Raw genomic sequence first — 21,120 nt, forward strand, 5'->3', positions numbered from 1 at the left:
CAGCTCAGTCCCCATCTGAAGGAAACAACGATGACGAACAACGTCAGCCAAATCACCGGCCGCCTCGCCTCCTCCGAAACCGGCATGCAGTCCTGGCTGTGGCTGCCGTTGCTGAAACTCCTCGCACTGGGCGACCCTGTGGACGCAGCGGATCTTGCCGCCGCCACGGGCCGCCCCGTCGAGGACGTCCGGACCGCCCTTGAGGGAATGCCCGACGTCGAGTACGACGGATCAGGCCGAATCGTCGGCATGGGATTGACCCAGCGCCCGACCCGGCACCGCTTCGAAGTGGACGGCGAACAGCTCTACACCTGGTGCGCGCTGGATACCCTGATCTTCCCCACCCTTCTGGGCACCTCCGCACGGATCGAATCCGCCTACGATGCCGCCAGTACCCCCGTGCGCATGCGCGCCGGCAGTTCCGGCGTCACCGGTGTTGAGCCGGCCACCGCGGTGGTGTCCCTGATCAATCCGGAAGACATCAGTTCTGTCCGTTCCGCCTTCTGCAACCAGGTCCATTTCTTCGCCTCAGCCGAAGAAGCCGGACCCTGGCTCAAGGACCACCCGGAGGGCACCGTGATCCCCGTGGAGGAGGCCTACGGGCTCGCCGCGTCCATGGCCGGAAAAATGCTCGCCGAAACCGACGCGCAGGATTCCGGAAAACCGCGGAACACAGCTCTCAGCTGCACCTGCTGACCATGCCACCCCCCTCGGGTACACCACAGTGCGTGCCGAAAGACGTTTGACGAGAAGAACCGGAAAAATCAAGCCAATCTGAAGGAGATCAGCGTGAACGAACATTTCGATGTTGCCGTACTTGGCATGGGGCCCGGCGGGGAGGTCGCCGCGGACCGCCTGCTCAAAGCTGGGAAGAAAGTCGTCATCTTCGAACGTGAATTGATTGGTGGGGAGTGCGCCTATTGGGCCTGCATCCCGTCCAAGACGGTACTGCGCCCGCCGGAAGCGCGCACGGAGGTAGAAAAAGCCGCCGGTGTCAGCGGCGCCGAACTGGACTGGGAAGAAACGGCCAAATACCGGGACTACATGATCCGGAACCTGGACGACAAAGCCCAAGTGGACGGTTATGCGAAGCACGGGGCCGAGGTAGTCAAGGAAGAGGCACGGCTGACCGGGCCGGGCCGGATCCGCGCCGGAGACCGGGACATCACCGCAGAGCACCTCATCATCGCCACCGGGTCCGACGCGGTGATACCTCCCCTGGAGGGCATCGATGAGATCACAACATGGACCAACCGGGAGACCTACACCGCCCCGACCCTGCCCAAGCGGGCGGTGATCATCGGCGGCAGCGCGGTCGGGGTTGAAACCGCCACGTTCCTGGCACGCTTCGGCGTCCAAGTCACCCTTATCCACCGAGGACAGCGGCTGATCGACAGGGAGGATCCCCGCGTTGGGGAATTGGCCCACACATACCTTCAGGAAACCGGTGTCGAAGTCCGCCTCGGCGCAAGCGCTGGCAGCGCCAGGCGCGAGGGTGCAGACAGCATCATCCGTCTCGAAAAAGCAGACGGCGGAGACGGCGGGGAAGTCGCAGCCGACGTCGTGATCTTCGGCACTGGCCGAAAGCCACGCACCAAAGGCCTGGGCTTTGAACATTCCGGAATCAGCTTGGGGGACCGCGGTGAAGTGCTGGTCGATGAGCACTGCCGCGCCGCGGAGAACACCTGGGCCATCGGGGACGTCACAGGCATCATGCCGTTCACCCATGTGGCCAAATATCAGGGAAGAATCGCTGCCGACGCCATTCTCGGCCAGCCCCGCGCCGCCACCTATGACGGCATACCACGGGTGGTGTTCGCCGACCCGGAAATCGCCGCAGCCGGCCTCACTGCCCGCCAGGCACAACGACGCGGGCTCCGGGTTGCTTCAGCCGAACTGGATCTTGCCAACGCCATCGCCCGGCCCTGGACCTATGAAAAAGATCCGCGCGGACACCTGGGCCTGCTGGCCGACGCCGACCGGAAAATCCTCATCGGTGCCTGGGCAGTCGGGCCGATGGCCGGTGAATGGATCCATCAGGCCTCCCTGGCGATCCGGGCGCAGATACCCGTCGATACCCTCCTGGACCAGGTAGCACAATTCCCCACCTACCACGAGGCCTACCACGCTGCACTGGAAAAACTAGACCTCTGACTTCCCACCCCGCCGACGCTGTGGACGCGCCGTGCATGGGAGTCACGGCTTGGCCGGGAGATATAAACAGCGGGCCTTGCTGCCGTGGGTATCAGGTGCGGGTTTGCCGCCACGGCAATAGGGGACCTTGCAGGCCCGGCATTCGAGGTGGACCCAGCAGAGTATGAATCCCTGAGGAGCCTAGGTTTCCTGCCGAGTAGAACAAGGCGATGACTTCCACTTTCGGGTTTAGGAGACTTTTCCAGGACCATCAAGTCCGCCGTTGCACGGGGCACCTGGTTCGGGGGCGGTTTGTGCCTTTCGATACTTGGCGATGAAGTTGGAGAGGCGGAGATCGTCAGGGCTGTCCAGCTGGACTTGTGCTCCCCAAGCCGAGACGACAATGGCGGAGGGCAACCCCTTGTAGGGGGAGAGGATGGCGTAGGTCCCGGGGACAGCTTTGCGCAGGGCTGTGACTTGGTCTGCCGCGACCCGGTCGGGGTCGTAGGTGATCCAGACAGAGCCGTGCTCGAGTGAATGGATGGCATTTTCATTAGGTACCGGCTCGCTATATACCCCGCAGTTGAGCAACACTGCGGAGTGGTCTCCTCCCACCGGAGGTGTCTGGTCGTAGGTGACGGGACCGGTGACGTGGTTGGACGTGAGTCCGGGGAAGCTCCTTAGGCCTTCTATCTCCGCCGTCGCTGACCCCTTCGGGGTTGTACCTGCGATCGCGAGGATGACCAGGGAGATGATCACAGCAACGGCTGCGACCCCGGCGCCCACAATGATGGCACGGCGTTTGCGGCTGGCATTTCCCTACGCGCGTTTGACCTCGGCAAGCTTCGCGGCTGTCGTGGCTGCCCGTTGCTGTTTGGCGGTACGTTCTTCAGCCGCCGCCGGCGGGGACTTGGGATTGCGCAGGCGTTTTGCTCCGCTGTCGGGAGTGTTTGCATGGTCAGGGGTGCCGGGGCTTGGCATTCGTGTGCGTTCCTTTGCTGCTGTGTCCTGGGCGGTGGCATGCCTGCTTCTGCGGGCCGGTATGGAGTGTGGTGGTCATGCCGGCGCTTGAGGAGGCGGTGCTAAGGATGGCTGAGAGCGCGCAGGCGAGGACCAGGATAATCCCGGCGCGGTTGGTCAGCGGCGAAAGGGCCCTGCAGTCCACGCCGCTGCCACCGTTTCGGCAGTCCTCTTCCGGAACGTCACCTTCATTCCCGCCCGGAAACAGTCTTTGATGGATTCCCTCATCAGTATTGACCTTCCACCATGGGGGAAGGTCAATACTGGCCTTACGAGCGTGACAGGAAATCGCCCGCTCCGGCCCCTGCGGCGGAGCGTTGAAAGGAAGCACCATGTCAACTACTTCCAAGGGCCGGAGCAGCCGGACAGGGCTGGCCGTCGGCGGCTTTGTGCTGCTACATGTGCTGTGCTGCGGGCTGCCGCTGCTGATCGCAGCCGGAGCTTTGGGTACGGCCGGCTCATTCCTAGGCAATCCGTGGATCATCCTTGCCGCTGTGGCATTGGCTGCGGCCGTACTGCTTTGGGCGCTCCGGCGCCGCCGGCCGAACACGTCGGGTGATAAGGAAAACTGCTGCGCTCCCGTCGCCTCATCCGGCGAGGATCGCAATGCAGGAAGGACCACACAGCCCACCGGCGGCCGGTGATCGATAGTCATCCTGAGCGGAAGGCCTGGGACACGGCAGCACTCCCGCACTAATCCGACTCCGAAGAATGACGCGCATTCTTGCTCCCCGGTAAGTTCTCCAAAACTCGCGCGCGAATTGCGCGTGACAAGTACGGCTACCCGGTGCAGCCTCGTAGGTGCCTAGCAAGGGTTCCCCGTCCAACGCAGTGTCTTGAAACCCTTTCGCCTCAAAACTAGGCCTACAAGACATCGAAACCGCCAAATTGAGCTGTGAAAAAACCGCCATTCTGAACTAACAGTCACACGCTAGCCGCTAGTAGTGAGCGTCGCGGTCCAGCGCGCCAACGCCTGGGCGAAAATCTCGGGCTGGTCGATATGCGCGTTGTGTCCGGCACGGTCCAGTTCGAGGAAGGAAGCGTTGGGGTAGCGGACCAGCAGCGCCTTGGCGTCCTCGAACCCGACGATATGGTCTTGCCTTCCACAGGCGATGAGCACCGGAATCTGCGAAATCCGCTCGCGGTCCACCGGCAACGTCTCCAGGAAGTAGCGGGTGGACAGATGCGCCATGGCGCGCAGGTCAGCGGCGAGCACTCCGGGCAGCACATGGCGCTCGAATTGTTCCCAGTTCGCGCGGGTCTGGATCACCGACATCTGCGCGTAGTGCCCGGCATTGACCGGACCCAGCTCCTCGAGCAGCAGTTCGTCTTCGTGCACCACGCTGCGCGCCGGCACCGTGCGTTCCTCGGCCGCCGGTCGGGTCACCGGCGCCAGCAGCACCATTCCGCGCACCTGGGATTCGAAGCGGTCTGCCATCTCCTGGGCGAGCAGGCCGCCGAGCGAATTGCCGATCAGCGCGAACGGGCGTGCCCCCAAGTGGCTTTGCAACAGCTTCTGGAGCCAGGCGGCGAATTCGGGCAGGCCGGCGCGGCCCGCCAAGGCTGGAGTCCCACCGAATCCGGGCAGGTCGATGTAGATGCGCTGCAGGGTGCCGGCAGTTTCCAACTGCTCATCGAGGGCGAAGAGGATCCGGTGGTCCACCCCGTTGCCGTGCACCAGGACCACCGGAAATCCGGTGCCGTAGACCGCGGCGATGCCCTCGGGCAGGGGTTGAGACGGCTGTTGCTCTCTCACGATGTTTCCTTGCGTTGGGTGGTTCTCGCCAATGGAGACGAGACTAATCGCTCGTGTCGCGCCGGGCAATGAACACGAACTGCCGCCCGGGCCTATCCGGGGCCTCCTGCACCGTCTCCACCGAGAATCCCGCGGCTTCCACCGTGCGCGTCAGCTCTTGGCGAGTGCGGTAGCGAAGTGTGGAATGCGAGACCAGTTCGGTGCCTTCCTGCTCGAAGCGAAAGGTCTCACGGAAGCTGAGCAACTCATCGGCGTAGTCCAGCACTTCGATCCAGGTGCTGACCGGCCCCAGCCGATCGATCAGGGTCGTTTCGCGGGTCAATTCCGGCGTCCAATTCAGCCAGGCACGCGCTTCGGGCCGCCGTGCCTCGAAAATCAGCCGCCCGCCAGGTTTCAGCAATTGCGCGATGCGCTCCAGGGTCTGCTGCCACTGGACATCGCCGGTGAAGACCATCGCGACGTTTGCGGTCATCACCGCCGCGTCGAAATTTCCTGCCGGCACATCATCCACCGTCCCATGCACCCATTGCACCAGCGGCGCCTGGGGCTTGGCTCCGGCCACCGCCAAGCTGCCGCCCGCAGGATCGACCCCGGTGACCTGCAGTCCGCGCGCGGCCAGTTGGCAGGCGAAGGTTCCGGTCCCGCAGCCCACGTCCAAGATCTTGCGCGCACCCAACGAGTCGATGATCTGCGCATAGGGCTCCAGATCGCTGCGGTCGGCATCAAGCGGGTCATAGAGCTCGGCGAGGCGCGCATCGGCGAAGCAAGCGTCGGCTTCAAGCTCCTGGCTCATAGGTCATTTCCCGCCGCGGGCAGGACACAGAATTCGTTGCCCGAGGGGTCCTGATAGACGCGCCAGGGCAGTTCGCCCCAATTCGGATGCAATTCCGTGCCCCCGCGGCGCACGATCTCTCGGGCGAGCGCCTCGGCATCATCGGCGGCTTCCAAACGCACGTCCAGGTGCAGTCGATTCTTTTCCGGTCCCTTGGCCAGAGGTTCGGGGCATATTTCCAGCACCGGCCCCCGATAGCTTGGATGGCGCAGCGTTCCGGGCCGGCCAAGCGCGGTCTGCTCCCAGCCGGTGAGCCAGGACCAGAAGGCGGCATCGCGACGCACATCGGAGGAATCCAGGGGCAGCGCGGCGATAGGTCCGGTATTGCTATAACTTGCGCGGCCTTCCATGACGCAGAAGGCGTTGTCTTCAGGATCGCCCAGCACCACCCAAGGGACATCCTGCTGCCCGATATCCTTGGGACTCGCGCCCAAGGCGAGCGCGTGGGCGATCACCTGTTCTTGCTCCTGGCCACCGAGCAGGTCCAGATGCAGCCGGACCGGATCCCGCGGAGCTTCGGGAACACGTTGAAAGCACAGATCGAGGGTCGGCCCGTCGGGGATGTGCAGGCGCGTTTCGAATCCGCTGGCATCCTCGTCCAGAAATTCGCAGCCCAGCAGCTCCTGCCAGAATCGACCGAGACGCTGCGGATCCACCGAGTCAAAAACGATGTTTTCCAGGTACATGCGCCCAGCCTACCGTGCGAGCAGTCGCTGGATCGTGCGCCCCGATACCCACCGCGGGACCTGCTCCTGGTAGCGGCGATAGCGCTGGCCGAAGGCCCTTTCGAGCGCTGCTTCCTCGGCGGGAATCTGCACCCTGTCCAGCAGCAGCACAACTCCCGCGGCCGGAAGCAACGCCAGCGCGCTGCGCCGCCACAGGGCGTGCGCTACGAGCAACACCGCCAGGCTCAGATACATCGGATTGCGAGTCAAGGTGTTCGCCGAGTCCGTCACCAGATCGTTCATCGAGTCCAAGGCCATCGGGTTGATGGTCGTTTGCCGGCGGCGGAAGGCCCGGAGGCTGGAGATATCCAGCGCCAAGCAGACCGGCAACAGCAATCCCGCGAATACTCGTGAGCGCGGCGAGCTGTGGCGATGGCGCGACAGGAGCGCCTGCAGCGCACCGGCGCCCAGCGCTAATACCGGCGGTGGAATGCGCAGCATCGACATGGCTCCTCTAATTCGCGGCTCCGTCTAATGCTTCGATGCTACGCTCCCGGCTAGAATTTCGCGCCCCTGCCCATCTCGTGAACAGGCACAAGCAAAGGTAGGATCGGCATAACCGGTCGGCCCAATATTTTCCAGGAGCATGCATGTCCTATCTAGTCGATTTCAAAGAGGTGAGCACCGCGGGTCTGGAAAGCTCACCGGTGGCCGATGCCCTCGCCGGATTGCGCGCCAATGAGGCCCGGTACCTGAAGAATAAGTTCGACCACGACCTCATGCTCAGTGCCGCCCAAGACGTCCCCGAAATTGTCGACTGGGTGCACCGCATCCTCGCCGACGAACGCGACCTGCAGATCGCATCCCCGGTGCTGCAGGCGAGCCTCTTCGAAGCCGATGGCGCCAAACGCGCCTACCTCTTCTACGAATCCGGTCTCTCGATCAATGTGCTCTACTCCCTGGCACCCGGCGCGAAGCGTGCGGTGGGATTCAAGCTCTCCGAGGGGATGGACGTGCCCGAGGAACTTGCCCAGCGCTTCAAATTCGCCCGGCAGAAGTCGAAACTTGCCGGAACCATCCGCGGATCCTACTTCGTGATCAAGGGCGAATACTAGCGGTCCGGCGGAGCTCCCTAGCCAGCTATCGGAATCGGCTCTAGGCTAAGAGCCACCGGGCCACGCTTCGGACCCAGAAGCGGCTCAACTCACCGCACCGACGAGGATATGAGCATGTCGAGTTCCAGCACCCCGACCTCCGATTCCACCGCATCTGGTTCGCCGCCGCGGATCCCGCGGCGGATCTTCGCTTGGGATCCCGGCCGCGACACCGTCATTGCCTTGGGCACGCTGCTGGCGTTCTGGGCCTGCTATTGGGCCGGCAGCGCGTTCGGCGGCGGGTTCTTGATTGTCGGCATCCTGCTTTTCGGCACACTCATTCCGGCGCTTACCGTGCTCAGGCAGCGTCGGGAAGGCTGGGCCGGGCTCGGCATCACCCGCAGATTCCTTCTCCGCTCCCTGATCATCGCCGCGCTCCTCGGGGCCGGCTCCGCCTACCAGCTCATCACCACTGCCGCCGCGCAGCAGGTCGAGCTCCTCCCCCACCTGCTAGCCAACCTGTTGGTGTTTTGGGAGCCCTTCTTCGTCTTCGGCTGGCTCTATCTACGCTGGGAACGCGCCTTCGGCTGGCTGCCGGCCATCGCGCTCACCGGCCTCGGTTTTGCCCTGCAGCATGTGGGATCGGTTCCGCTGCCGGTGGCGCTGAGCTTCGGATTGTTCGCCCTCGCCTTCGCCATCGTCTTCGCCTGCGTGCGTAACCTCGCGATCCTCTGGCCGCTGTTCTACCCCGTGGCCAGCGGCATCGGCACCCTGCAGTCGGGCTTGGCAATGGGTTGGGACAGCGTCGGCTCCGGCGCGTTCCTGCTAGCCGCGCAGGCAGTGATCCTCTTTTTCGTCGTCCGCGGCCTCCGCACAAAACTGACCTTCTAAATCCCAAGGAACCCACCATGGAGCAATCCTCAGCGTTGGAAATCGTCAAGAACTATCATCGGGCCTGGACTTCGGGCGATGTCGAGCTGGCGATGAGCTATGTCGCCGATGCCATCACCTGCCGGGCGCCGGGCCTCGATCTGGAGGGCAAACAGGCCTACCGGCAGTTCATCGCCGGGTTCGCGCCGCTGCTGACCGGTACCGCGCAGATCGCCGAATTCGCCGAGGGCAACCGCGTGGCGCTGTTCTACTACCCGCAGACCGCCAGCACCTCCTCCGCCGTGGCCGGCGAATGCTTTACCGTCTCCGACGGCCAGATCAGCGACAGCGTGCTGGTCTTTGACCGGATGTCCTATGCTCCGCCCGAGCCCCGCTAAGCGAGGGCAGAGATGATGCACACGGCCCAGCAGCTGCTCATCGAGCGCATTCGCGAGAAATTAGCCGGCGAGCCGGTCCTGCGCGAGGTATCGATGTTCGGCGGCCACTCATTTATGGTCAACGAGAAACTACTGGTCGGCGCGCTCAAGGAAGGGGCGTTATTGGTTCATGTTGCCCCGGCGAACCACACCGAGCTCTTGCTGAGCCCCGGAGCCGGCCAGGCGGAAATGGGCACCGGACGGAGCATGGGGCCGGGCTGGATCCAGGTGGACGCCGCGAGCCTCGAGAAGGACGAGGCTTTGGCTTCGTGGCTGGGCACAGCCCTGGAATTCAACCGTGCGCTGACCGGTGGCGGCCGCTGAACCCGACGTTGGACTACTCTTGCGGTACGCTGCCCACCTGCTTGGCGGGCACTCCCACGACGATGGCCCCGGCCGGCACGTCCTTGGTCACCACCGCCCCGGCACCGACCACCGCGCCATCGCCGATGCGCACCCCGGGGAGCACCGTCACATTCGCGCCAAGCCAGACGCCGGCGCCAAGCACCACTCGCGCCGGGTGCATATCCGCGCGCCGGCTGGGCACGATGTCATGGTTCAACGTGGTGATCACCGCGTTATGCCCGATCAGCGAGCCCTCGCCGATCTCGATCCCGCCCTGGTCTTGGAATCTGGCGCCGCTGTTGACGAACACGTTCTCGCCGAAGTGGATATTCTTGCCGAAGTCGGCCGTAAATGGCGGGAACAGCTGGACGGATTCTGGCACCTCTCTCCCGGTCAGCTCGCCGAGCAGCGCACGGACCGCCGCGGGCGAGTGGTAGCTTCCGTTCAGCTGAGCGGCGATGCGCAACGCCTCCTGGCTCGCGGCGTGCATCGCCTGGTGATGCCCGGAACCTCCGGTGATGCTCTGGCCCGCGTTCAGGGCGGTTAATAGTTCCTCGAGTCCTGCGATGTTGCTCATGGTCTTACGCTAGCGCACCGCGCATGGACTTCGGCCACAATTTCCCTGCAAGCAATCTATGCTGGGTTGACCCCTTCGCCGTCAGGAGCCGCCCGTGTTGATCACCGATCCGAACGCACCGATTCCCGTTCAGTTGCGCAACGCGGAGTTCTTGCTGCGTCCGCTCACCGCCGAGGACGCCGCATTGGACTACGCGGCGGTGATGGAAACCCGCGAGTCCTTGCGGCTCTGGGAGCAGGACCCGTGGCCGGCCGATGACTTCAGCGTGGCGGAGAACCGCGAGGACCTCATCGAGCATGAGCGCTTCCACAAGGAGCATCGCGCCTTTACCTACACGATGCTCGATCCCAGCGAAACCGAGTGCCTGGGCTGCGTGTACGTCTACCCGCCCGGCGCCAAATTCCTGGCCAAATCAACTGTGAGCGCGGTGGGCCCCGGCGCCTGGGCGGAGCTGGAGGCGGCCATCTATTTCTGGGTTCGTGAATCGCGGCTGGAATCCGGGCTCGATGAACGCCTCTTGGCTGCGCTGCGCCAATGGTTCGCCGAGCAATGGCAGCTGCGCGACACCGTGTATGTCATCAGCGAGCCCTACGCGCATCAGCTGCAATTGATCGAGCGCAGCGACCTGGAACTGCGGTTCAGGGTGCGCGAGCCCGGGAAATCCGCGCCCTACCTCGCCTTCGGCTAGAGCCCTGCGCCGCCTTTGCGAAGGAGGAGGGTACCGGAGAGCTCGGTGATGCGTATGCGTATTTCGCAAGTGTTAAGCGGGGTTGAGATTCGTGCTTGTTTTTGGAATGGTGGCACCCACGTGCCCTGATCTTGGCATGTCCGCAACCGGAAGGAGAGCCTCGTGCTCACACTGACCGACCAGGCAGATACGATCGTTACCGCGATCGTCACCAACCAGTCCGAGGCAGCCGATGCCGGACTCCGAATCCATCAGTCCGAAGGTGCCGGAGCGCCGAACGAAGCAGCCTTCGCGGTGCAGATCGTTCCCGCACCGGAACCAGCCGACGTGGTAGTTCGCGGCGAAGGAAGCCCGGTTTACCTCGACGAGCTGATCACCGATGAGCTCGACGACAAGGTGCTCGACGCGGCCGTTGACGAGCAAGGCGCCGTCAGCTTCCAGATCCTCCCTAAAAGCTAACCTCGGTTCGCTCCTTAAGCTTCCCGCGAGGGTCGCCCAGCCGGGCGGCCCTCGCAGGCTTTGTGGGCATCAGCCCAGCGCTTCATCCGAATTCCCCGGTCGCAGAATTCGCAGATCCCGCAGATGCGGGAAACAATGGCATTATGCCTTTCGCCGATCAACTCATCGGTGCCGATGTCGCCGAACAGCTCGCCCATGAGATCCAGGCCGTCGTCCCGGAGCACCCCTTGCAATTCCTGCCGGCAGCCAGTGCCGCTCTGGCCGAGCTGAGCCTGCGCGAACGCGCCGATGCCCTGCGCGATGCCCTGCTGGCGGAATTCCCCGATGACTACGCGCGGCTGGCAACGGTCATTCGAGAAGCCAGCGAGCGTTCCGCGACCTTCACCGGTTGGATGATCTGGCCGGTGACCAGCGCGGTGGCGACTCGTGCGGTACGGGAGAATACCTCCGCGGCATTCAACGACGCTATGGCCCTGCTGGCCGCGCTCACAGGGAGATTGACCGCGGAGTTCGCCATTCGGACGCTGCTCATCCATGACCTGGACAAGGCCCTGGAGATCGCCGAAGAGTGGACCCGGTCCCCCGACGAGCACGTGCGCCGGCTGGCCAGCGAGGGCACCCGCCCCTATCTGCCCTGGGCGGTTCGCGTTCCGCAGCTCACCGCGACGCCCGGCCGCACCATCCCCATCCTCGATGCGCTGTACCGCGATGAAAGCCAGTATGTGCGTCGTTCCGTGGCGAACCACCTGAACGACCTGAGCCGCGATGCTCCGCAGCTGGTCACGCAGACCGCTCGCCGCTGGCTGCAAGCTCCCGAGAAAACCACACTGCCGCTGGTGAAGCACGGACTGCGTACCTTGATCAAGCGCGGAGATCCCCAGGCCCTGGCGGTCCTCGGCTTTGCTCCGGCGACGTTGGAGATCGACGGCCCGCGGCTCGGCCAGCAACAAGTTCCATGGGGTGGAAGCGTGGAATTCACCGCGGCCATCCGCAATGCCGGCGCCGAGCCGAGCGCGCTGGCCATCGACTACCTCGTCCACCATCTCAAGGCCAACGGGTCCACCAGCGCCAAGGTCTTCAAACTTGCCACGCGCACCTTGGCACCGGGCGAAAGCCTGGACATCGGCCGTTCCCATTCATTCCGGGCGATCACCACCCGCCGGTATTATCCCGGGCTTCATGGGATCGCATTGCAGATCAATGGGGTTCCCACGCACACCGTGCACTTTGAGCTGCTCGCCGAGCCTCCGGGCTGACATAGCGCGGCGAGCGGGGCACAATGTGGAATATGGATTCCAAAGAGATGCTCATCCAGCTGGCTACGCGGCCGCTGTCGGCCGCCCGAAATCTTCCACCGCTCGGCGCCGCGCAGCTCAACGCGCATCCTGCGGGACACCCGAATTCAATTGCCTGGCTGCTGTGGCATAGCGCCCGGGAACTCGATGTGCAATTAGCCGAGCTCAACGACCGGCGCCAGGTCTGGGAAGACTTCGGCGAGCGGTTTGAGCTCGGCGAGATCGGGATGGGCTTCGGCTACGGGCACAGCCCAGAGCAGGCGAGGAGCATTGTCGTCGAGGACCAGCAGCTGCTGCTCGACTACCTCGAGGCAACGCTCGCCGCGCTGAGCGGGTACGTCCGAACCTTGGGCGAAGCGCAGCTCGATGAGATCGTCGACCGCGCGTGGGAGCCGCCGGTGACCCGCGGGGTTCGGCTGCTCTCCATGCTCGACGATGCAATCCAGCATGTCGGACAGGCCGCCTACGCGGCCGGAACCCTGGCCTGATCGCTGAAGCCACGTCTGAGGCTGGCCGCTCCCCCAGGGGATCGGTCATCCTCGATCGGGAAGTTAGCCGTCCCGATCGAGGACTGCGCTCCAGCGCAAATTACCTTTCGCGACGGGCTACTTGACCCATTTGGCCAGTTCCGCCGCGGAAAGTTCTGCCAACCATATTTGCCATAGCGGGCCGAAGGTCACGCGGCGAACTCCGAGCGAGCCGAGCTCCGCGAGGTTCCCTGCGCCGTGGGCTTTGACCGGATGAGCGGTGACGTTGACCGGGATCTGCACCGCGTCGACAAAGCGCCGGACCTGTTCGGCGGTGCTCAGCCCCACGGGGTAGACCGCACGCGCGCCGGCCTGCTCCATCAGCTTCATCCGGGCGATCGCTTCTTCGGCGGGGTCCGCGAAGACGTCGGTGCCGAATTTCAACGCGTCGGTGCGCCCATTGATAACAAAGGAAACACCCGCCTCATCGGCGCTCTGGCGCGCGGCGGCGATGTAATCGGCATGTTCCTGGCGTTCCCGCACGCGCTTTGACTCGGAGTGCACCACATCCTCGATGTTTGCACCGGCGGCGCCAGCATCGAGAAGCCGCCCGATTAGTTCCGCTGGTTCCAGTCCGTAGCCGGATTCAACATCGACGCTGACCGGGATGTTGACCGAATCCATAATGACTTGGATGTGGCGCAGATAATCCTTGAAGTCCATCTTTTCGCCATCTGCGCTGCCCGTGGCATCCGCTACGGGGTGGCTTCCGATGGTGAGACCTTCAAATCCCGCACTGACCGCAACATTGGCGCTCCAGGTATCCCAAACCGTGGGAAGAACCAAAGTACGGCCGGAATCGTGCAGGTCGGTGAGCTTCTGGGCGAGCTGTGTGACATCAGACATGTGGGTTCTCCTTGGAGTCGCTGAACAAGGCTCAGCGTACCAGTGACCGTATCCGCACTCTAGGGTGGCTTCCAATCAGTGTTTTAATCCCCGCGAAGCCTCCCGAGCTCTTGTAATTTTCTCCACAGTAGGCAATCGTTCAACGTAGGAGAAAAGGAGAAAACGGTGGCGATGCGCTCGGGACGTAAGCATGATTGGGCAACGATCCCCAACGCCATCACGGTGCTCCGCTTCCTGCTGGTCATACCCATCTGCGGCTACCTGATCTCCGATACGCGGCCGGTGCTCACCGCCATCTTGCTGCTGGCCTTCGGCCTGAGCGATTGGATCGACGGTTTCATCGCACGCAAGTTCGGCCAGGTTTCCCGGCTCGGCATTCTGCTCGATCCCATCGCCGATCGCCTGGGCATCGTTGCCATCGCCATCGCCTTTGTGCTGAACGGATCGGTTCCGCTGTGGATCGGGTTGGCCATCTTCATCACCGATCTGACCTTGCTGTGCACCTACTTCTTCTTGCGCCTGTCTTCCCCGCCGGAATCAACATGGCTTGGAAAGATCAGAACAGGGATCATGATGCTGGGCTTGGCCTGTGTTGCGCTGGGGCGCATCGATCAGCTTTCGGTGCTCTTCACCCCGGGTGTCTACATTCTCGCCGCTGGCGCCCTGCTGCATCTGTTCGTCGGTTTCGGCTACCTGCGGATCATGCGAAACGTCGCCAAGGAACAGCGCAAGGCACCCTAGCTCCCGCCGCATTGAGGCAGAATAGTCAGATGGGTTCCCTTAATCGACGCGCACCAAAATCGAATCAGCAAACGTCAAAGCGCGCCAAGGGTGCTTCGCCGCTGATCTGGATTCCGGTGCTCCGGACGATGTTCTACAAGGCGATCTTCGTCGCGGTCATGGGGACCATCTTGGTGTTGCTGTCCGCCACCGGGCTCCTGACCACAAACCACATCGATGAAGTCCAGCGAGATGGCGCATGGTCCGGCATCGCCGTCGCCATGTGCGCATTGCTCTTCACCTTCCTGGGCGTAGACTCCAAGCGCCAGGATTCGGGATTGCCCGCCAAAGGCCTGCCTCAGTTCTTAATGCTCTCCGCGCTGGTTGCAGTCCTGCTGATGCTGATCTTCATGATCAGCTGGCCCATAGCCGTTGACCAAAATATCTACGGCACAACCGTTGCCGCTTGGTACATCTCTGAGCCGCTGGCATTTGGGCTGTCGGCGCTGTTTGTCATCGCCTCGTTCTACTGGTCGTCATTGGCCCTCCTGGGAATGACGGCCAGCAAAATGCCGAGCAAGCTCCTCGGTTACGTATTCCTGTTTGCCGTCGCCGGTATCGGCATGTGGCTTGGCTCCGGGTTGTTCATGTCCCCGCCTGCCGAGGCGAATCTGGCCCTGTGGATCGTGCTCGCGGCGCTCGGCATCGCATTGCATTGCATTGCAACCGATCGTGGGCTTCTGCACCGGGCGGCGGATTCAACGGCAGCTAGCCTCGAAGTAGCGGCCGTCGCCGACCGGTTGCAGCTCCGCACCCGGATGTGGTGGCCCGTGCCATGAGCTGCCTTGGGGCTATTCCCGTTGCGGCCGAATTCCGCGCAGGGTGGGGCCCCGCCCGGCGGCGACAGCAATTGCGGCCACCAGCTGGACCCCGGCTGATAGCGAGGCACCAAGAATCCACCACGATCCGGTATCCGAGAGCACCGACCACACTACTATTGCCAGGCCGGCCAAGAACCCGCCGAGGACGAGACCGGGAACCGGCCACAGCGCTCGGGCCCGGATGAGCGGCACGAGGAAAAGGACCCAGCCGAGCAGCAGCATCGCGATACCGAGCAGATCCCACGGCGAAGGCCCATGCCCCTGGCTCAGCCGGAAAACCGCACCACCATTGTCGGGTACCGCCACGATGCCGATCCCGACCAGCGAGAAGATCAACCACAGCATCAGGCCGCGAAGCACGGCTCGCCGAATGCTCATCTTCCCAGATTAGCAATCGGGAAGCTTTTGGCTCGGTCAGTGGTCACTGCACTCATCGTTGCACGCCTCTGTCTCCCGTTCCCCGGTGAGCACGGCCAGCGGGGCGGCACAGCAGGCATCGCCCTTCCACGCTTCGACTCCTTCGCGGACGGCAAAAACGGCGATCACGAGTGCGGCGACCGAGTCGGCCCAAGCCCACCCAAGCAGGCTGTTGAGCAGCAGGCCGGCGAGCAGGGCGGCGCTCAGGTAGGCGCAGATGAGGGTCTGCTTGGAATCTGCGACCGCGGAGGCGGACCCGAGCTCGCGGCCCGTGCGGCGTTCGAACCAGCTGAACAGCGGCATGACGCTGAGGCTCAACCCGGCGATCGCGATACCCACCGGGGAGTGTTCCGGCTCGCGCAGCCCGGAGAGCGAAAGCACGGCATCCACCGATACGTAGGCAGCCAAAGCGAAGAACGAGACCGCGATGACCCGCAGCGCGGTCTTCTCCCGGCGTCCGGGGTCGGGCGCGGCGAACTGCCAAGCCACCGCCGCGGCAGAAAGGACTTCGACGATCGAGTCCAGTCCGAAGCCGATCAGCGCCGCCGAAGAGGCGGCCGAACCGGCGATCAGCGCGATCACGGCCTCGATCACGTTCCAGGAGATCGTGATTGCCACGACGATCTTGATCCGCCGCCGCAGCACGTCCCTCCGTGCCAGCGTAAGCTCCGCGGCCATCACTGCACGGCACCCTTTGCGCAGCAGCCCGGGACCGCGCAGTCCGGATCCAGGCACGTCGCGCTTTCGTCCACGGCCAAGGTCACGTCCACGAGCGCGGTGAGCGCCGCGGCGAGGTGCGGGTCGGCGATCTCGTAGCGGGTTTGCCGGCCCGCGGGTTCGGCGACCACGATCCCGCAGTCGCGCAGGCAGGCCAGGTGATTCGAGACGTTCGAGCGGGTCAATTCCAGTTCCCGCGAGAGCACCGCCGGGTAGCTCGCCCCACCGAGCAGGGTCATCAAGATGCGGGAGCGGGTCGGATCGGCCATGGCCCGGCCGAGCCGGTTCATGACATCCAGGCGAGAAGCAATAGTCAGCATACAATGACTATACAGCGCATACTGACCTATATGTCAGGGGCTCCAGATCAAGTGCCCGATCCCTTTGACATCGCCATGTGCCGCTCAACCGGCCCACTCGCTGCGCAACAAGCCATACACCCAGGAGTCGGATACCACGCCATCGACGATGCAGTCCTCGCGCAAGGTGCCTTCCAAGCGGAAGCCCAGTTTTTCGAGCACCCGAGCCGATGCGGCATTGCGGGTATCGACCTCGGATTGGATGCGATTGAGGTCGAAGGCGCCGAACGCCCAGCGCAGCAGGGCGTGCGCCGCTTCCGTCGCATAGCCGTTGCCCCAGGCGGCCTGGTTGAGGCAATATCCCAGAGAAGCGCTTCGAAATGCCGGATTCCAGCTGTTCAGCGTGCACCAGCCGATGAAAGCCTGGTCGGAGCGGCGTTCAATGGCCACGCGGGCACCGCTGCCTTCCTCCGCCATTTTCCTGCACCCCACCATGAATCGGGCGATCGACGCCCGGTCATCCCAGGGCGGCGAGTCCCAATAACGCAGCACCTGGACATCGCTTTGCAAGGCGAAAAGGTCCTCCGCGTCGGCATCCGTGAAGGGACGCAAGCGCAGGCGTTCGGTCTCCATGGTCGGGGTCGGCAGAATCATGAAATCATTCTGGCACAATCTCGAGAATCTCAACCCGGAGCCTGAGGTTGAAGTCGTGGATCGGCCCGGCTCGATTCGAATGCCTCCGCGAGGCCCGGACCGTGGGGATTCAGGCGCTTGCAGAACCATGCAGACCGTCCAGAAAGGCCTTGGCCGCCGGCGAGAGGTTGAACCCGCTCCACGCCAGGTACTCGATGCGCGTGGGCCCGTCGCTGATCGGGATGGCGCGGAAGTCGCCGCTGTCGGGGATCACCGCCGGGGACAGGAGCGCGATGGCGAGGTTGCTGCGCACCAGGCCCAGCATGAGGTCGGTGCTCATCGCCTCGAACGCGACCTCACGACGGATCCCGGCCGCCGCGAAGGCAAGATCCGAGGGGGCTCGTCCGGTTGTGCCTACGGGGAAGTCCACAAACGTCTCCTCGGCCAGCTCCACCAGCCGCAGTTCTCCCCGGCCGGCGAGCGCATGCTGCGCGGATACGACGGCGACGAGCCGTTCACGCGCCAGCACGCTGGCGTCCACCCCGCCGTGCGGTATCGCCCCGGGGAGCCCCAGCACGGCCACATCCATGCTTCCGTCGGCGATGGCTGCGATGAATTCGTCGCTGCCTCCGCCGCGCAGCCTGATCCCCACCGCTGGATGTGCACGGTGGAAAGCTCCAAGCACCGCGGGAATGTCGAGCGCAGTCACCGTCGGAATCACCCCGATGGTCAGCGTGCCGCGGATCTCGCCGGTCGCGGCGGCGGCAGCCGAGACCGCGCGTTCGGCCGCGTCGAGGCTCAGCCTGGCGGAGACGAGGAACGCTTCGCCGGCGGCAGTGACTTCGACGCGGCGGCTGGTGCGGGCAAATAGGCTGAGACCCAGTTCGCGTTCCAGGGCCTTGATCTGGTGGCTGAGCGCGGACTGCACCACGTGGCAGCGCGCGGCGGCGCGGGTGAAGCTGCGTTCCTCGGCGACCGCGACCGCATAGCGCATCTGCTGAAGTTCCATGCATTCATGATTGCAGTTCATCGATGGCATGACAACAATGTGTTGGACTCATGATTCGGTGCGGCAGAAGATGAATATATGAACACAACGACGATCCCGCTGCCAGTTCCCGGCACCCTGCTGACCTCGCGCATCGGCTGGACGCTGCTGACGGCGATCGCCCCGGCCGTATGGGGCACGACCTACATCGTCACGACGCACTTGCTGCCCGAGGGGCATCCCTTCTTCGCGGCGCTGATGCGCTCACTGCCCGCCGGGTTGCTCGCCCTGCTGATCGCCCGGCGGCTGCCGCGCGGGTCCTGGTGGTGGAAGTCCCTGGTTCTCGGCACGCTGAACATGGGCGCGTTCTTTCCACTCTTGTTCCTCGCCGCCCAGCGCCTGCCCGGCGGCATCGCCGCCACCTTGGGTGCGTCGCAGCCGATCGTGGTGGCGCTGCTCGCCGTGGCAATCCTGCACGAAAAGCTCTCCGCATGGCGGGTCATCTGGGGCCTCGGCGGCATGGCCGGGGTCGGCCTCGTGGTGCTCGGTCCCGACGCGGGCCTTGATCCCCTCGGCATCCTCGCGGGCCTAGCCGGGGCCGCCTCGATGGGCACCGGCGTCGTGCTCACGAAGAAATGGGGCAGGCCCGAGGGCGTCTCGGCGATCGGACTCGCCGGCTGGCAGCTCACCGCCGCCGGACTGCTGCTGCTCATCCCGGCCATGCTCTTCGACGGAATCCCGCCGGGCATCGATGGCCCGGCGGTCGCCGGATACCTGTGGCTGAGCCTGATCGGCGCGCTGTTGACCTACGGACTATGGTTCTCCGGCATCCGCCGGCTGCCGGTGACCGCGACCGCACTGCTCGGGCTGCTTTCCCCGCTGGTAGCCGCAACCCTCGGCGCGGCCATCGCCGCCGAGGTCCTCACCCCAGGCCAACTTTTCGGCTTCGCCGTCGCGCTCATCGCCATGGTCGCCGGTCAACTGGGCCCAACGAAGAAGAAAGCACGGTTCCCCGCATGAACATTGCAGTTCTCGGCGCCACCGGCATGGCCGGCAAAGCCATCGCCGCAGAAGCCCTCGACCGCGGACACCACGTCATCGCGCTCTCCCGAGGGCACCACGCCGCACCTCGCCACGACCGGCTGAGCACACTGGCCGTTGATGCAGCCGACACCGCAGCGTTGCACCCGGTGCTCGCCAAGGCCGACGCGGCGGTGCTCGCCATCCGGCTCGGCCCGGGCGAAGAGTCCCGATTGGCGCCGCTCACCCGAGGCGTTTTGGACGCCGCCGAGCAGCACGGCACTCGGGTGCTGATCGTCGGCGGCGCGGCACCGCTGCGCTCCCCGACGGATCCCGGCCGGCTCTTGATCGAAGACCCCGACTACGTGCCCGCTGCGTGGAAGCACGTCGCGCAGGCCAGCCTCGACCAGTTCAAAACCTGCCAGCGGCACCCCTACAGCGGATGGATCTATCTGAGCCCGCCGGCGATTCTCGAACCCGGCGAGCGCACGGGCGGTTATCGGCGCGGGCGGGGCACACTGCTCACCGATGCGCATGGCATCTCGCGGATCACCGCGGCCGACCTAGCCATCTCCGTGCTCGACGAACTCGAGAGCCCCGGCGGCGGCCAGCATTTCACCGTCGCGCAAGCCGCCTCCTGCTGATCCACTCTCCCGGGCAGCCCGGCGGAAATTCCGGAATGCGGCGCATCGGCACCATGTATAGTTTCAGGCATGTCGAGTCCCGAGTCAGACAAGTCGGGGACTGCCGGTCACCCCGCCAGTCCCCTGAACCGCTAAGCACCAGCGCCGCGCCCTGCGCGCACGCGTGCCTGACTTATCCGGGCCCCTGGCCGTGGTGACAAAAAGAACCCCTTTTTGACCTCTCACCTCGGAGTCCTCGATGCCTTTTGCTCTCTACCTGCTTGCCCTGGCCGTTTTTGTCATGGGCACCTCAGAATTCATGCTCGCGGGCCTGCTGCCCGCTATCGCCACCGAACTTGACGTGCCCCTCGGCACTGCCGGGCTGCTGACCTCCGCCTTTGCGCTCGGCATGGTCATCGGCGCGCCGGTGATGGCCGCTTTCGCCCGGCGTTGGCCGCCGCGGCTCACGCTGCTGCTCTGCCTTCTCCTCTTTGCCGCAAGCCACGTCATCGGAGCGATAACGGCCCTGTTCTCGATTCTGCTCATCGCCCGCGTGCTCGGCGCCCTCGCCAACGCCGGATTTCTCGCCGTCGCACTGAGCGCGGCCGGCACGCTCGTGCCGGAGAACCAGAAGGGGCGCGCGCTGTCGATCCTGCTCGCTGGAACCACGCTCGCAACCATCGCGGGCGTGCCCGCGGGGGCGCTGCTGGGCACGGCGATGGGCTGGCGCACCACATTCTGGGCGATCGCCGTCCTCTGCATTCCCGCAGCCATTGGCATCCTGCGCGGTCTCGGGCCAACTGCCGGGCAGCCCGCGGACGCTTCGGGCGCTCCGAGGCTGCGCGTGGAACTCGGCGAGCTAGCCACGCCGCGCCTGATTCTCGCCCTGGGACTCGGCGCCCTGGTCAACGGCGGCACCTTCGCCGCGTTCACCTTCCTGGCACCGGTAGTCACCGAACACGCGCAGCTGGCCGAAGGGTGGATACCCGTAGCCCTGGTGATCTTCGGCGGCGGGTCGTTCCTCGGCGTCACGCTCGCGGGGCGGCTCGCGGATCGGCATTCGGGGGCCGTGCTCGCCTTCGGCGGACCGCTGCTGCTTGCAGGCTGGGTTGCCTTGGCCTTGAGCGCATCCCATCCGGGCGCCCTGATAATCCTGCTGTTCGTGCAGGGAGCGCTGTCGTTCGGCGTGGGCAGCACCCTGATCACACAAGTGCTGTACGCGGCTTCGGGGGCGCCGACGATGGGTGGCTCGTACGCCACCGCGGCGCTGAACATCGG

General features: G+C 64.6%; 29 protein-coding genes. 16 read left to right on the top strand and 13 right to left on the bottom strand.

The genetic code is table 11. The features are described 5' to 3' along the window. The first annotated feature begins 30 nt into the window (after positions 1 to 30). Together merB and ACT3UQ_RS17205 are read left to right on the top strand one after the other, a co-directional pair. On the top strand, positions 31 to 696 hold the full coding sequence (gene merB / locus ACT3UQ_RS17200; RefSeq protein WP_105649892.1) for an organomercurial lyase MerB: 666 nt from the start codon (positions 31 to 33) through the stop codon (positions 694 to 696). 93 nt (positions 697 to 789) lie between these two features. Beyond that, positions 790 to 2,154: a dihydrolipoyl dehydrogenase family protein gene (locus ACT3UQ_RS17205; RefSeq protein ID WP_105649893.1), complete on the top strand. Its 1,365-nt coding sequence runs from the start codon at positions 790 to 792 to the stop codon at positions 2,152 to 2,154. 228 nt (positions 2,155 to 2,382) lie between these two features. Here the strand turns inward: ACT3UQ_RS17205 and ACT3UQ_RS17210 are convergent, their stop codons facing one another. Continuing rightward, positions 2,383 to 2,919 (bottom strand): DUF3105 domain-containing protein, encoded by a 537-nt coding sequence (locus ACT3UQ_RS17210; protein WP_308727281.1) that lies wholly within the window; start codon positions 2,917 to 2,919, stop codon positions 2,383 to 2,385. Positions 2,920 to 2,952: 33 nt separating this feature from the next. Continuing rightward, positions 2,953 to 3,114 (bottom strand): hypothetical protein, encoded by a 162-nt coding sequence (locus tag ACT3UQ_RS17215; protein WP_181150381.1) that lies wholly within the window; start codon positions 3,112 to 3,114, stop codon positions 2,953 to 2,955. Positions 3,115 to 3,485: 371 nt separating this feature from the next. On the opposite strand from ACT3UQ_RS17215, the gene ACT3UQ_RS17220 reads away from it, so the two are divergent. Further along, the gene (locus ACT3UQ_RS17220; protein ID WP_105649896.1) at positions 3,486 to 3,797 is read left to right on the top strand and encodes a hypothetical protein; all 312 of its coding nucleotides are present in this window, start codon (positions 3,486 to 3,488) and stop codon (positions 3,795 to 3,797) included. Positions 3,798 to 4,084: 287 nt separating this feature from the next. Here the strand turns inward: ACT3UQ_RS17220 and ACT3UQ_RS17225 are convergent, their stop codons facing one another. The 4 genes from ACT3UQ_RS17225 to ACT3UQ_RS17240 are packed head-to-tail and all read right to left on the bottom strand — an operon-like array spanning position 4,085 to position 6,907. Continuing rightward, positions 4,085 to 4,909 (bottom strand): alpha/beta fold hydrolase, encoded by an 825-nt coding sequence (locus tag ACT3UQ_RS17225; protein WP_444637593.1) that lies wholly within the window; start codon positions 4,907 to 4,909, stop codon positions 4,085 to 4,087. Between the two features lie 43 nt (positions 4,910 to 4,952). Beyond that, a complete protein-coding gene (locus tag ACT3UQ_RS17230) occupies positions 4,953 to 5,702 on the bottom strand; it encodes a class I SAM-dependent methyltransferase (protein ID WP_105568833.1) in 750 nt (249 codons plus the stop codon). Beyond that, a complete protein-coding gene (locus ACT3UQ_RS17235; protein ID WP_096288835.1) occupies positions 5,699 to 6,427 on the bottom strand; it encodes a VOC family protein in 729 nt (242 codons plus the stop codon). Before ACT3UQ_RS17235 ends, ACT3UQ_RS17230 begins: the two co-directional genes overlap by 4 nt. 9 nt (positions 6,428 to 6,436) lie before the next feature. Then, complete coding sequence (locus ACT3UQ_RS17240; RefSeq protein WP_444637594.1) at positions 6,437 to 6,907, bottom strand: methyltransferase family protein; 471 nt, start codon at positions 6,905 to 6,907, stop codon at positions 6,437 to 6,439. Between the two features lie 149 nt (positions 6,908 to 7,056). Between ACT3UQ_RS17240 and ACT3UQ_RS17245 the strand changes: the two genes are divergently transcribed. The 4 genes from ACT3UQ_RS17245 (at position 7,057) to ACT3UQ_RS17260 (ending at position 9,131) form a co-directional block, all read left to right on the top strand. After that, entirely contained in the window at positions 7,057 to 7,521 is a 465-nt protein-coding gene (locus ACT3UQ_RS17245; protein ID WP_105568831.1) for a phage tail protein, read from the top strand. A gap of 114 nt (positions 7,522 to 7,635) precedes the next feature. Continuing rightward, positions 7,636 to 8,391: a hypothetical protein gene (locus ACT3UQ_RS17250; protein ID WP_105568830.1), complete on the top strand. Its 756-nt coding sequence runs from the start codon at positions 7,636 to 7,638 to the stop codon at positions 8,389 to 8,391. A 17-nt stretch (positions 8,392 to 8,408) separates the two neighbouring features. Beyond that, entirely contained in the window at positions 8,409 to 8,768 is a 360-nt protein-coding gene (locus ACT3UQ_RS17255; RefSeq protein WP_444637595.1) for a nuclear transport factor 2 family protein, read from the top strand. A 12-nt stretch (positions 8,769 to 8,780) separates the two neighbouring features. Continuing rightward, positions 8,781 to 9,131 carry a TfoX/Sxy family protein gene (locus tag ACT3UQ_RS17260; protein WP_444636094.1) on the top strand — a complete coding sequence of 117 codons (351 nt, stop codon included), beginning with the start codon at positions 8,781 to 8,783 and terminating at the stop codon, positions 9,129 to 9,131. Positions 9,132 to 9,144: 13 nt separating this feature from the next. Here the strand turns inward: ACT3UQ_RS17260 and ACT3UQ_RS17265 are convergent, their stop codons facing one another. Beyond that, positions 9,145 to 9,729: a DapH/DapD/GlmU-related protein gene (locus ACT3UQ_RS17265; RefSeq protein ID WP_096288845.1), complete on the bottom strand. Its 585-nt coding sequence runs from the start codon at positions 9,727 to 9,729 to the stop codon at positions 9,145 to 9,147. A gap of 94 nt (positions 9,730 to 9,823) precedes the next feature. Between ACT3UQ_RS17265 and ACT3UQ_RS17270 the strand changes: the two genes are divergently transcribed. From ACT3UQ_RS17270 to ACT3UQ_RS17285, 4 genes are all read left to right on the top strand, one after another. Beyond that, positions 9,824 to 10,417: a GNAT family N-acetyltransferase gene (locus ACT3UQ_RS17270; protein WP_444636093.1), complete on the top strand. Its 594-nt coding sequence runs from the start codon at positions 9,824 to 9,826 to the stop codon at positions 10,415 to 10,417. A 162-nt stretch (positions 10,418 to 10,579) separates the two neighbouring features. Further along, positions 10,580 to 10,876, top strand: coding sequence for a Fe-S cluster assembly protein HesB (locus tag ACT3UQ_RS17275; protein WP_096288849.1), 297 nt, complete (start codon positions 10,580 to 10,582; stop codon positions 10,874 to 10,876). 143 nt (positions 10,877 to 11,019) lie between these two features. Then, positions 11,020 to 12,132 carry a DNA alkylation repair protein gene (locus tag ACT3UQ_RS17280; RefSeq protein ID WP_444637596.1) on the top strand — a complete coding sequence of 371 codons (1,113 nt, stop codon included), beginning with the start codon at positions 11,020 to 11,022 and terminating at the stop codon, positions 12,130 to 12,132. Positions 12,133 to 12,164: 32 nt separating this feature from the next. Beyond that, positions 12,165 to 12,659 (top strand): DinB family protein, encoded by a 495-nt coding sequence (locus tag ACT3UQ_RS17285; protein ID WP_096288851.1) that lies wholly within the window; start codon positions 12,165 to 12,167, stop codon positions 12,657 to 12,659. A gap of 117 nt (positions 12,660 to 12,776) precedes the next feature. Here the strand turns inward: ACT3UQ_RS17285 and ACT3UQ_RS17290 are convergent, their stop codons facing one another. Then, complete coding sequence (locus tag ACT3UQ_RS17290; protein WP_444637597.1) at positions 12,777 to 13,544, bottom strand: isocitrate lyase/PEP mutase family protein; 768 nt, start codon at positions 13,542 to 13,544, stop codon at positions 12,777 to 12,779. Between the two features lie 171 nt (positions 13,545 to 13,715). Here ACT3UQ_RS17290 and ACT3UQ_RS17295 point away from each other — a divergent pair, with 171 nt between their 5' ends. Further along, positions 13,716 to 14,285 (top strand): CDP-alcohol phosphatidyltransferase family protein, encoded by a 570-nt coding sequence (locus ACT3UQ_RS17295; protein ID WP_105650684.1) that lies wholly within the window; start codon positions 13,716 to 13,718, stop codon positions 14,283 to 14,285. 29 nt (positions 14,286 to 14,314) lie between these two features. Further along, entirely contained in the window at positions 14,315 to 15,103 is a 789-nt protein-coding gene (locus tag ACT3UQ_RS17300; RefSeq protein WP_444637598.1) for a hypothetical protein, read from the top strand. Between the two features lie 12 nt (positions 15,104 to 15,115). On the opposite strand, the gene ACT3UQ_RS17305 is transcribed toward ACT3UQ_RS17300, so the two are convergent. From ACT3UQ_RS17305 to ACT3UQ_RS17325, 5 genes are all read right to left on the bottom strand, one after another. Continuing rightward, entirely contained in the window at positions 15,116 to 15,523 is a 408-nt protein-coding gene (locus tag ACT3UQ_RS17305; RefSeq protein WP_444637599.1) for a hypothetical protein, read from the bottom strand. Between the two features lie 36 nt (positions 15,524 to 15,559). Continuing rightward, positions 15,560 to 16,240: a cation transporter gene (locus ACT3UQ_RS17310; protein ID WP_444637600.1), complete on the bottom strand. Its 681-nt coding sequence runs from the start codon at positions 16,238 to 16,240 to the stop codon at positions 15,560 to 15,562. Beyond that, a complete protein-coding gene (cmtR, locus tag ACT3UQ_RS17315) occupies positions 16,240 to 16,599 on the bottom strand; it encodes a Cd(II)/Pb(II)-sensing metalloregulatory transcriptional regulator CmtR (RefSeq protein ID WP_444637601.1) in 360 nt (119 codons plus the stop codon). The genes ACT3UQ_RS17310 and cmtR overlap by 1 nt, the downstream gene beginning before the upstream one ends. 84 nt (positions 16,600 to 16,683) lie before the next feature. After that, positions 16,684 to 17,232 carry a GNAT family N-acetyltransferase gene (locus tag ACT3UQ_RS17320; protein ID WP_444637602.1) on the bottom strand — a complete coding sequence of 183 codons (549 nt, stop codon included), beginning with the start codon at positions 17,230 to 17,232 and terminating at the stop codon, positions 16,684 to 16,686. 109 nt (positions 17,233 to 17,341) lie between these two features. Continuing rightward, positions 17,342 to 18,220, bottom strand: coding sequence for a LysR family transcriptional regulator (locus ACT3UQ_RS17325; protein WP_444637603.1), 879 nt, complete (start codon positions 18,218 to 18,220; stop codon positions 17,342 to 17,344). A gap of 78 nt (positions 18,221 to 18,298) precedes the next feature. On the opposite strand from ACT3UQ_RS17325, the gene ACT3UQ_RS17330 reads away from it, so the two are divergent. From ACT3UQ_RS17330 to ACT3UQ_RS17340, 3 genes are all read left to right on the top strand, one after another. Next, positions 18,299 to 19,219 carry an EamA family transporter gene (locus tag ACT3UQ_RS17330; RefSeq protein ID WP_444637604.1) on the top strand — a complete coding sequence of 307 codons (921 nt, stop codon included), beginning with the start codon at positions 18,299 to 18,301 and terminating at the stop codon, positions 19,217 to 19,219. Next, positions 19,216 to 19,863 carry an NAD(P)-dependent oxidoreductase gene (locus ACT3UQ_RS17335; protein WP_105553045.1) on the top strand — a complete coding sequence of 216 codons (648 nt, stop codon included), beginning with the start codon at positions 19,216 to 19,218 and terminating at the stop codon, positions 19,861 to 19,863. The genes ACT3UQ_RS17330 and ACT3UQ_RS17335 overlap by 4 nt, the downstream gene beginning before the upstream one ends. Before the next feature lie 238 nt (positions 19,864 to 20,101). Further along, a partial coding sequence (locus ACT3UQ_RS17340) for a Cmx/CmrA family chloramphenicol efflux MFS transporter (protein ID WP_444637605.1) occupies positions 20,102 to 21,120 on the top strand: 1,019 nt, incomplete at its 3' end.

It is taken from the genome of Glutamicibacter sp. AOP12-B1-11 (assembly GCF_052379245.1).
In the GTDB taxonomy this organism is placed as follows: Bacteria; Actinomycetota; Actinomycetes; order Actinomycetales; family Micrococcaceae; genus Glutamicibacter.